This is a genomic window from Vibrio sp. D431a (assembly GCF_030248655.1).
Lineage (GTDB): Bacteria > Pseudomonadota > Gammaproteobacteria > Enterobacterales > Vibrionaceae > Vibrio > Vibrio alginolyticus.
This window is the reverse complement of the sequence record NZ_JAHGAP010000048.1, coordinates 1-2,100: the sequence shown is the minus strand read 5'-3', so window position 1 is coordinate 2,100 and position 2,100 is coordinate 1. Positions and strand designations below refer to the sequence as shown.

3 protein-coding genes are annotated in these 2,100 nt (G+C 41.7%); 2 read left to right on the top strand and 1 reads right to left on the bottom strand.

What is annotated here, in order from left to right:
- Positions 1 to 78: 78 nt before the first annotated feature.
- Positions 79 to 363 (top strand): type II toxin-antitoxin system RelB/DinJ family antitoxin, encoded by a 285-nt coding sequence (locus KJB35_RS26340; protein ID WP_005497249.1) that lies wholly within the window; start codon positions 79 to 81, stop codon positions 361 to 363.
- Positions 360 to 638: a type II toxin-antitoxin system mRNA interferase toxin, RelE/StbE family gene (locus KJB35_RS26335; RefSeq protein WP_025796573.1), complete on the top strand. Its 279-nt coding sequence runs from the start codon at positions 360 to 362 to the stop codon at positions 636 to 638. Before KJB35_RS26340 ends, KJB35_RS26335 begins: the two co-directional genes overlap by 4 nt.
- A gap of 685 nt (positions 639 to 1,323) precedes the next feature.
- On the opposite strand, the gene KJB35_RS26330 is transcribed toward KJB35_RS26335, so the two are convergent.
- Positions 1,324 to 1,833: a CbrC family protein gene (locus tag KJB35_RS26330; protein WP_285358809.1), complete on the bottom strand. Its 510-nt coding sequence runs from the start codon at positions 1,831 to 1,833 to the stop codon at positions 1,324 to 1,326.
- Between the last annotated feature and the right edge of the window lie 267 nt (positions 1,834 to 2,100).

Sequence of the window (2,100 nt, the reverse complement as noted above, 5' to 3'; positions counted from 1 at the left end):
CCTCTTGAACAGATTGTTAGTTGCCCAACTTAAAACCTAGTGCTAACATTTGTACACACATAAAAGATGGAGTGCATCATGGACACTAGAATTCAATTTCGTGTTGATGAAGAAACGAAGCGACTAGCCCAACAAATGGCTGAAAGCCAAGGCAGAACACTAAGTGATGCTTGTCGTGAACTGACTGAGCAACTAGCTGATCAACAGAGAAAGACTTTATCTCACGACGCATGGTTAACTGAACAAGTTAACTTAGCTTTTGAGAAGTTTGACTCAGGAAAAGCCACTTTTGTTGACCATGAGTCAGCTAAATCTCGTATGGCCGAGCGTAAAGCTAAAATCCGTAACCGAGGCAAATTATGATTTTGTGGGAAGAAGAGTCTCTCAACGATCGCGAAAAGATCTTTGAGTTTCTCTACGACTTCAACCCCGAAGCTGCTGACAAAACCGACGATATTATTGAAGCAAAAGTTGAGAACCTTTTAGAACAACCTCATATGGGAGTCCAGCGTGACGGAATTAGAGGGCGATTGCTCATTATTCCTGAGATTTCGATGATTGTTTCCTACTGGGTTGAAGGTGATATCATTCGAGTTATGCGTGTGCTACACCAAAAACAAAAATTCCCAACGGACTAATTATGTCGACTGGGCAACTAACGCCCAATTAAGTAGTGAGCGACGCAATACAAAAGCTACCGCATTGCGCCTAAAACACAAAACTCACTGCAAACCAAAACTGCCACGCGTTGCGAATCTGCTTGAATTGTTTGTTATGCGAAGTTTCGACAACGCCAAATTGACTAACGAAAACATTACCTTAAACACGAAAAACTACAAACGCACAGATGACTTTTTGTGATTCAAGAACCAACGAATTCAACATTTAATAAAAAGGCCGCCACAAGCGCTGGACGCGAGCTTAAAGCGAAGAATTAGCTTTTGCTTGCGAGAAACTTAACGAGCCGAAATTTCAGCGAATACCAACTTTCCGTAAACTTGCCCTTTCCACACTTTGCGCCCGAAAACTTTCCGCGCCCAAATGCGATTTTTAATGAGGCAATTTCACGAACTTTGACATGTTTTACGGTTTAAGTGATTCAAGAATTTGAGCCGACAATGCTGATTTGCCGAAACCAAAAAGCGAATGGTCAAAGAGAGCGAAATTGGAGAAACCTAAAAACTTAGCCTTGTCGCATAACGCCGCGTTAAGTAGTGAGCAACGCCACCACGAAATCTGACCATACCACCGTAAACACAAAAACCAACGATGGAATGAAAAATACCAAGCGTTGGGAATCTGTCTTAAACGCTTTGTTATGTGCTAGTTACAATCGAAAAACCAATATTTCCGTTTACCAAGACTAAACAAATATACTGAGACATTACCAGCCTCTTTGTAATTCTTAAGCCTTTCATTCGGTAACGTTGCCCATAACCAATCAAAGTCTGCATCGGTATCTTCCGGAATATAAGCTTCAATGAATTCTTGTTTATCTGTGAAGTCCTCTTTTGAAGCTATTCGCTCAAAAACTGGATACTGGCCACTAATAAATGGCCACTCATGCTCTTGCCAACATGGTAAGGATGGAGTTTTATAGGTGACCGTCTTTGAGTCTTCTGTATCACTCTCAGCGCAATCGTTAGGTTCAATATCTAGTTCTATCAAAGCGCCAGAAGACAAACAAGAATCACATATACAATCGATGTCATTTTGCCCTGGGTACATTCCAGCGTCGAACCATATGCCTACTTTAAAACAAATTGAGCACTGTGTTGGTTCATCAACCTTGAATGCAAAGTTTTCCGTATCAGAGAAAAACTCAAATTTCATTTGTACTCCTTCTGGCACATAACGCCCTGTTAAGGGGTGAGCAACGCAATACCGAAGCCGCCGCATACCACCTTAAACAATAAAACCAACGCATAGTGAAAATGCCACGCGTTGCGAATCCCTATTGAGCAGTTTGTTATGTAGCACTACTCAACAGTATGCGCCGTGCACTCAACGCCTTTGGAACGAACTATATACTCGTTTACATACTCTACACCACCATACTCTAGCGCTAGCTGTAAATGATAAAGCCCCTTGCACTTATCT